Source organism: Novosphingobium sp. SG751A (assembly GCF_013149295.1).
In the GTDB taxonomy this organism is placed as follows: Bacteria; Pseudomonadota; Alphaproteobacteria; order Sphingomonadales; family Sphingomonadaceae; genus Novosphingobium.
Map to the genome: position 1 here is coordinate 62,401 of NZ_JABGCB010000024.1, position 6,227 is coordinate 68,627.

General features: G+C 59.2%; 10 protein-coding genes. 4 read left to right on the plus strand and 6 right to left on the minus strand.

Annotated elements, in window-relative coordinates; genetic code table 11:
* Positions 1-18 precede the first annotated feature (18 nt).
* The gene (locus FHW96_RS22885) at positions 19-1,218 is read left to right on the plus strand and encodes an alginate lyase family protein (protein WP_172342887.1); all 1,200 of its coding nucleotides are present in this window, start codon (positions 19-21) and stop codon (positions 1,216-1,218) included.
* 47 nt (positions 1,219-1,265) lie between these two features.
* Here the strand turns inward: FHW96_RS22885 and FHW96_RS22890 are convergent, their stop codons facing one another.
* The 6 genes from FHW96_RS22890 to FHW96_RS22915 form a co-directional block, all read right to left on the minus strand.
* Entirely contained in the window at positions 1,266-1,568 is a 303-nt protein-coding gene (locus tag FHW96_RS22890; protein WP_172342888.1) for a type II toxin-antitoxin system RelE/ParE family toxin, read from the minus strand.
* Complete coding sequence (locus FHW96_RS22895) at positions 1,565-1,831, minus strand: CopG family ribbon-helix-helix protein (protein WP_253951175.1); 267 nt, start codon at positions 1,829-1,831, stop codon at positions 1,565-1,567. The genes FHW96_RS22890 and FHW96_RS22895 overlap by 4 nt, the downstream gene beginning before the upstream one ends.
* 75 nt (positions 1,832-1,906) lie before the next feature.
* Complete coding sequence (locus tag FHW96_RS22900) at positions 1,907-2,233, minus strand: tyrosine-type recombinase/integrase (RefSeq protein WP_172342890.1); 327 nt, start codon at positions 2,231-2,233, stop codon at positions 1,907-1,909.
* Positions 2,234-2,251: 18 nt separating this feature from the next.
* Positions 2,252-3,088, minus strand: coding sequence for an integrase arm-type DNA-binding domain-containing protein (locus tag FHW96_RS22905; protein ID WP_172342891.1), 837 nt, complete (start codon positions 3,086-3,088; stop codon positions 2,252-2,254).
* Positions 3,085-3,375, minus strand: a complete 291-nt coding sequence (locus FHW96_RS22910) for a tyrosine-type recombinase/integrase (protein WP_216651018.1) — start codon at positions 3,373-3,375, stop codon at positions 3,085-3,087. The genes FHW96_RS22905 and FHW96_RS22910 overlap by 4 nt, the downstream gene beginning before the upstream one ends.
* Positions 3,353-4,312 carry a site-specific integrase gene (locus FHW96_RS22915; protein WP_172342892.1) on the minus strand — a complete coding sequence of 320 codons (960 nt, stop codon included), beginning with the start codon at positions 4,310-4,312 and terminating at the stop codon, positions 3,353-3,355. The genes FHW96_RS22910 and FHW96_RS22915 overlap by 23 nt, the downstream gene beginning before the upstream one ends.
* 496 nt (positions 4,313-4,808) lie before the next feature.
* Here FHW96_RS22915 and FHW96_RS22920 point away from each other — a divergent pair, with 496 nt between their 5' ends.
* The 3 genes from FHW96_RS22920 to FHW96_RS22930 all read left to right on the plus strand — a co-directional run bounded on the left by FHW96_RS22920 (position 4,809) and on the right by FHW96_RS22930 (position 6,178).
* Positions 4,809-5,351, plus strand: coding sequence for a hypothetical protein (locus tag FHW96_RS22920; protein ID WP_172342893.1), 543 nt, complete (start codon positions 4,809-4,811; stop codon positions 5,349-5,351).
* 263 nt (positions 5,352-5,614) lie between these two features.
* Positions 5,615-5,893 (plus strand): type II toxin-antitoxin system ParD family antitoxin, encoded by a 279-nt coding sequence (locus FHW96_RS22925; protein ID WP_172342894.1) that lies wholly within the window; start codon positions 5,615-5,617, stop codon positions 5,891-5,893.
* A 3-nt stretch (positions 5,894-5,896) separates the two neighbouring features.
* Positions 5,897-6,178 (plus strand): type II toxin-antitoxin system RelE/ParE family toxin, encoded by a 282-nt coding sequence (locus FHW96_RS22930; protein ID WP_172342895.1) that lies wholly within the window; start codon positions 5,897-5,899, stop codon positions 6,176-6,178.
* Positions 6,179-6,227: the final 49 nt, after the last annotated feature.

A 6,227-nucleotide genomic window follows, 5' to 3' on the forward strand; every position in this document is an offset into this window, starting at 1 on the left:
GCAAGAGGCGGAGCTTCCATGAAGATTTTGCACCCGTTGGCGTTTCAGGTCGGTCTGGGCCTGCTCTGCGCGCCCCTGACCGCCCATGCCGGGGATGGTGCGTTCCGCCATCCCGGCGCGTTCAGTTCGGCCCGTGATTTTGCCGCTATCGCCGAGGCGGTGAAACAGCATCGCGATCCCTGGGCGGCGGATTTCGCAAAGATGCGCGCCAATGCGCATGATGATCCCGCCTATCAGCCGCGTGATGTGGCGACGGTCGTGCGCGGCGCTCAGCCGGGCGGCCCTTCGGAAAATTATGCCAATCTCTTCAATGATGCGGCTGCCGCCTACGCGCTGGCTCTCGACTGGCGGATCAGCGGCGACGAGAGGCGAGGCAATGCGGCGGTGCGCATTCTCAAGGCATGGGCGCATTCGCTACGCATGGTCACGGGAACCTCCGACCGCTATCTGGCCGCCGGGATCTATGGCTATCAACTGGCCATAGCGGGAGAAACCCTGCGCGATTTTCCCGGTTGGAAGGCGGCTGATCAGGCGGACTTTCGCACTATGATGCTCAACGTCTTCGCACCCATGAACCGCGACTTTCTGGCCCGTCATAATGGCGCGAAGATCGATCACTACTGGGCTAATTGGGATCTTTGCAATCTGGCTTCGCTGATGGCGATCGGGATACTGACCGACCGGCGCGATCTTTATGAACAGGCCCGCGACTATTATCTGAACGGCACCGGCAACGGTGCGATCCGCAACGCGGCATGGCATGTATTTCCGGGCGGGTTGGCGCAATGGCAGGAAAGCGGCCGCGATCAGGGGCATAGCCTGATGGGCGTGGGGCTGGCCGGTACGATCTGCGAAATGGCATGGCAGCAGGGAGATGATCTCTACGGCGCCTATGACAATCGCCTATTGGCAGCGGCACGCTATGTCGCGCTCTATAACCTTGGGGAAAATGTGCCCTATGCGCCCTATGCCAACAGCGATGTCACGCAGGATGCCATTGCGCCCAAAATGCGCGGGCAGGTGCGGCCGGTGTGGACCTTGCTTTACAATCATTATGTCGGGCGCAAAGGGCTGGACGCGCCTGAACTTGCGCTGATGATCGCGAAGAACGGCATGGATGGCGGTGGGGGCGATTATGGTCCCAACAGCGGCGGATTCGATGAACTTGGCTATGGCACGCTGACTGCCATCCCCTCTAGCGTAGTATTAGGTCCGTAATTGGTAGCTATCCAGATGAGTATAGCGGGGGTAAAGCAGTCGTATTTTCATGCTTCCGGCCAAGCCTCCTCCACCCAATCCCGCGCGGTATGGATCACCCGCAAGATCGAGACCGCCCTATCCCTGTCGGTCAATGCATAGGCGATAATATAGGGTAGGCCGCGCACCGATTTCTCGTAAGTCCCCGCCACGCGCCCCGGATGGCCTGTTGCGAAATCTCCCAAGGCGGCGCCAGTCTGGCCAATGGCATCAACCACCCGGCGCGCCGCCTGTGGATCCTGTGCGGCAATATACTCAATCTGCGCGCGGATATCGGCCAAGGCGGCTTCCGCCCATTCAACCCGCCTCACTGACTGGAGGACTGGCCGCGTTCGGCAGCATCAATGATGGCGTGCAGGTCGGCCATTGCCTTGTCATGGGGAATGACCTTACCAGCGGTCACATCGGCCAGGCCCTGCTGGATGCCTTCGATGATGGAAAGCTCTCGATCCACATAGGCGGTCAGCGCTTCAGCCGCGAGATAGGAGCGGCTGCGCTTGGTTCCCTGCGCTAGCCGGGCCAGTTTGTCATGAAGGGTGACCGGCACGCGGATCGTCATGGTGGTGCTGTTCATCAAGGGCGCCTTGTGGTTGGATGTATACATCTTAACACAAGGCGCCCTTGATGCCATCGAAACTTCAGCTTTGGGTCACTCCGGTGCCAATACCATCCGCAGCGCAGCGCCAATAGCCTCGCAGGTCTCCATCACGGACGCATCATCGAGATGGGCATAGCGCGCCGTCATCTTAATGTCGGCACGCCCCAGCAACTTGGCGATCATCGGCAGCGTTTCGGACATTGATGCTGCATGGCTGGCAAAATTGTGCCGCAGATCATGCAGTCGGACATGATCGAGATCAGCGGCACTCCGCACGCGATAGTAGCAGCTATCCAGTTGGTTGATTTTGAGGCGCCCACTTTCCGTCCAGAAGACCTCATCGTGCATCGGATCACGCTCAATCCCGTCAAGGATCATCTGAGCTACTTTGCCCAGTCAGACCGTGCGCGGCCCCGTCTTGGCATCATGCAGCAACAGTCGCCGCCCACGAACCTCATCCCATGTCAGATTACAGATCTCGCCTTTGCGGCAACCGGTGAGGATGATGAGCCGCAACGCGGCCACTTCTTTGGGACAGGTTTCGGCTTCCAGATCCAATGCCTGCCCAAGCCGTGCCAATTCCTCCGCCGAGAGCAGGCATTCATGCTTGCGCAGCCTGTTGCGCTTGATCCCATGGCAAGGGTTAGAGCCTGACGGCAATTCGCCCCATTCCTCGGCCTTGCGGAAGAGCGAAAGCACCAGTTCAAAAGTCCGATTGGCCGCTGCTGGCCCTGCGGTACGGGTTACCTTGGCAAACCAACGGCGGACATCGCCGGGTGTGATCGCATCCAGATGTCGGCGTGGAAAGGCCGTCACGAGATGCTTGCGGTAGTAGCGATTGCGGTCCAGCGTTGAGGCCTTCCAGCCTGCCGATGCGCTCGCCCAATAGCGTTTAAGGAAAGCCGAGAAGACCGGCATGGCCTTGCTTCTGGCCTTGGCATCGGCCGGGTTCTCGCCGGTCTGCACGCGCAGCAGCACGCGGCGGGCGATGCCGCGTGCATGGGCCTCGGTGATCACCCTGCTATCGGCAATCGTAACGGTTCGTGTCCGCCCTGCCATAGCGGCCTGAACGACATAGGTCTTGCGCCCATTGGCATAGCAGCGGGTGCCAAAGCCCCGAAGTCTGGCACACCATTGGGTGACGCGGGCAGGGCGATCCAGTTTCCCGTCAAATGTGGCACCAATCGCGCCAAGTTCTTCGGTGACCAGTTCGGTCAAGGTGAGGGCGTTCATGCCGCCACCCCCAATCCCTGCGCAAGGACGCTGCACACGCGATCGGCGGCTTCCGAGATCGAGTCATCGGCCAAATGCGCGTAGCGCTCGGTCGTTTCGGGCAGAGCATGACCGAGCAGGCGGCTGATGATGGTCAGTGAGATGCCCTGGCGGATCGCCAGCGAGGCAAAACTGTGACGCAGATCATGGAGGCGCAGATCCCCAAGTCCGGCACGCTGGCGGATCTCCTGCCAATCCGACCAGATTTTGATTGGTTTGTTGGGATTATGGGGGTGAGGGAAATACAAGTCCCTGACGACTATCCGCGCCCATCCTTTCCAGCACGTTGCGGGCGGGGGTGTTGAGATAGATCACCTTGGCCCCGGTCTTGCTATCGGGCAGGAAGATACGCGCCTCCTTCACCCACTCCCCGCGCAGACCAGTGATCTCGCCCACGCGCGCCCCGGTCGCGATCAGCAGCCGGAGCAAGGCGACAGTTTGCGGCATTTTCTCCCCCGCCTCCCGCAGCACATGCCCCAGCCCGCGATATTCGGCCATGCTGAGGAAGCGCTCCATCTTGCGCCGCTTATATCGCGCTTTGCCGCGACAAGGGTTGGAGGCGTGCTGGCGATAGCCAAAAGCCTCAGCCTCCTGCATCAGGATCGAGAGCACCGGCACCGCGCGGTTGAATGTGCTTCCCCTCGTGACGAGGCTGTCGCGCCAGCGGGCAACATCGCTGCGCTGGATGATTGCCATCGGCATGTCGCCAAAGAAGGGGATCAGCGTGCGCCGCAGATAGGACGAGTTGGTCTTCACGGTGGAAGGTTTCCACTGCCGGGCGAGAGAAGGAAGCAGTTCGGCTGTCGCCTTGGCAAAAGTGAGCCCTTCGTCCGAAGCCCGTCCCACCGCGCAAGGCAGCCCCACCGTCTGGGCCGCAGCGACCAGCCTTCTTGCCTCGGCGCGGGCCTTGCGCACATCCATGGCCGGTGGCTGGCCCAGCGTCACGAAACGTCTTTGAGCACGATCACTGAATTTGACGATCCAGCTTTTGGCACCGCTGGTGCGCATTCTTATACCAAAACCAGGAATTTCACTGTCCCATAGGATCGTATCGCGGCGTGGGGCCTTGCGACGGGCATGATGGCCCGTGAATTTCTCGTTGTTTGATGGGATCTGATTCTGCGAAAAGGCAGCATCAATTGCGGCTACCTGACAGCCATTTTCTTGTTTCGGATTGGAGGACATAAATGGGTGACCTTCTGAGCAAGAACAATAACTTACTCATCACTTCCACGGCGATCCGTGTAGGGTGTGCCTTAAACTGTGGCAGTCAAGATCCGATGCTTGCAAATCAACGATGCTGGAAATATCATGCGCGAGCCCCATCACTGGCACGCAGCCCGCCGCCGCGAAGTCGTTGACGACAGTGAATTCGCAGATTGATCCTTTCCGGGTTTTCCATTGGTCCCGGAGGTGTTTGGCGGGCAACACTTCCATAGGCCAGGAGAACGTCCGTGGATATATCGCCAATTGTTCCGATCAGCATTGCAGGCATCAAGCGACTCGCGAAAGTCTATGCCAAACGGCTTGCCATCCCTCATCATCAGGCGCTTGATCGGGCAGCCTGGGACGCTGGTTTTTCGTCTTATGCCGTGGCTCTTCGTAACATCCTTCGGCCTGCCAACAATAATGAGGTGGAGGCACCCAAAAGGCATTCTGCCCGAAAAACGCTTCGCTCGCCATGGCGAGCGAAGCGTTTGAGGCCGGCGACCATCCGACAGCCAACGCTCTGGCTCGCCGCGTTCAGAAGAACAATTCCCTGGAGCTTTCCGCATATGCGATCATTGCCCGTACCGAAACGGACGATTTTGAACGTCGCTGGGTGCTTCTCAAAGGCGAACGGGCCGCGCAAAAATTGATAACTTCGGTTCCGATTTCTCAGCCCGGATTTATGGCTCCCGAGCATTTCAGCCATTTTGCTACGAACCGGACACTGCTCGCCCGTGATTATTGGCGGGCTGGTCCAAGGCAGAACAGGCATCTGGCGCTGGATCTATGCAAGGAGGTCCTGTGGCGCGACCTTGAAGATCCCAACGGCCTGCGCTTTGACTATTATGAATGGTGCATGGAGCTTCATGCGCATACGGCAGTGGCAGGCATGCTCGAACTGCGTGGGGCCCAAGACCTTCCTTTGGCCGAACTGCGGAAGTTGATCATTCTCATGCAAACCCGTGGAGATCATTCGACGGCGGGGCGTTTACGGGCGCTGGCGGCTGAGGCGTGATCGCCCCCGAAATGCAATCCGACAGGTTCTTGTTCTGGTGGTCGACCTGTTCATTGATGCTGAAGTGACGGACTGGTTCAGGGCTGGCCAACATCACAGTTCTACAGGTCTTGGATCGGCTGACTTGAATCGAGCCGGGCATTCACCGCAACGGGTCTGGTGGCCCGCCTACCATTGGGCGCCAGATTGAAAGAGGCGCAGGGACATCTTGAATTGCGTCTTCGATAGGATTAAATCCCATTCAACACCTCAAGGATGGTTCCATGCGCACGACTCAGCAATTCAGCATTACACTGCCGATGGAAATGGCTGCGCAGGTCCGCGCCAAGGTCGCTGCGGGCGAGTATGCCAGTGAAAGCGAAGTGATCCGTGACGGCCTGCGGGCCCTGCAAGCCCGAGACAAAGCCCTTGAAACCTGGCTGCGCAATGAGATCGCGCCTGTCTATGATGCGATTAAATCTGACCCTGCTCGTGTAAGGTCAATCAGTGACGTGAAGGCCGCGCTGGCCGCCGAGCATCATAACGACCCCAAACCGCGCTGATCAATGTCGCACCGGGTCGTATTCGCGCCGGAGGCGGAAGCCCAACTGGTCGCCTTGTATCGCTATATTATGCAAGAGGCGTCAGGAGAAATCGCCGGGCGCTTTACGAATGCGATCATCGAGCACTGTGAAGGGCTTGCCGCTTTCCCGCATCGCGGGACACCACGCGATGACATTCGCCCAGGCCTGCGCACCATCCCGTTTCGTCGCCGAGTGACCATCGCCTACGCGGTGGATGCCCGTAAGCGCGCAAAGCCCTGCACCTGTTCACTGATATCGTCATGATTGATTGTGTCCACGAGGAGATCGTGGACACAATGGCATTGGATGACGG

Excerpts from the sequence above, each read along its gene's own strand:
- FHW96_RS22905 (WP_172342891.1), bottom strand. The coding sequence starts at position 3,088 with ATGAACGCCCTCACCTTGACCGAACTGGTCACCGAAGAACTTGGCGCG.
- FHW96_RS22885 (WP_172342887.1), top strand. The coding sequence starts at position 19 with ATGAAGATTTTGCACCCGTTGGCGTTTCAGGTCGGTCTGGGCCTGCTC.
- FHW96_RS22900 (WP_172342890.1), bottom strand. The coding sequence starts at position 2,233 with ATGATCCTTGACGGGATTGAGCGTGATCCGATGCACGATGAGGTCTTC.
- FHW96_RS22925 (WP_172342894.1), top strand. The coding sequence starts at position 5,615 with ATGCGCACGACTCAGCAATTCAGCATTACACTGCCGATGGAAATGGCT.
- FHW96_RS22930 (WP_172342895.1), top strand. The coding sequence starts at position 5,897 with ATGTCGCACCGGGTCGTATTCGCGCCGGAGGCGGAAGCCCAACTGGTC.
- FHW96_RS22895 (WP_253951175.1), bottom strand. The coding sequence starts at position 1,831 with ATGAACAGCACCACCATGACGATCCGCGTGCCGGTCACCCTTCATGAC.
- FHW96_RS22920 (WP_172342893.1), top strand. The coding sequence starts at position 4,809 with ATGGCGAGCGAAGCGTTTGAGGCCGGCGACCATCCGACAGCCAACGCT.
- FHW96_RS22915 (WP_172342892.1), bottom strand. The coding sequence starts at position 4,312 with ATGTCCTCCAATCCGAAACAAGAAAATGGCTGTCAGGTAGCCGCAATT.